Source organism: Cupriavidus sp. SIMBA_020 (genome assembly GCF_046535395.1).
GTDB lineage: Bacteria > Pseudomonadota > Gammaproteobacteria > Burkholderiales > Burkholderiaceae > Cupriavidus > Cupriavidus campinensis.
Window position 1 is genome coordinate 1 of sequence record NZ_JAWRWU010001367.1, and the last position, 246, is coordinate 246.

1 protein-coding gene is annotated in these 246 nt (G+C 70.7%); it reads left to right on the top strand.

Features of this window, described 5'->3' with window-relative positions; all coding sequences use genetic code 11:
* Window positions 1-198, top strand: a 198-nt coding sequence (locus SB751_RS33970; RefSeq protein ID WP_410749492.1) for a helix-turn-helix domain-containing protein, incomplete at its 5' end; no start/stop codon positions are given.
* Between the last annotated feature and the right edge of the window lie 48 nt (window positions 199-246).

Genomic DNA, 246 nt, shown 5'->3' on the forward strand with positions numbered 1-246 from the left:
GACGAGCCGGACCTGAGCGTGGCCGCGATCGCGGAGCGGCTCGGCTACAGCGAACCGCGCAGCTTCCGCCATGCGTATAGGCGCTGGACCGGCAAGACGCCGCGCGCGAGCGCGGGTTCGGACGGCGACGGCGACGCATTCAGCGGCGTGGCCGCGCACACACCCGATTCCAGCGGCCGTAGATGCCGCACGGGGTGAAAATCGCCGCGCAGCGTGTCGAACCGGTCGTCCGGCATCATCATGTCG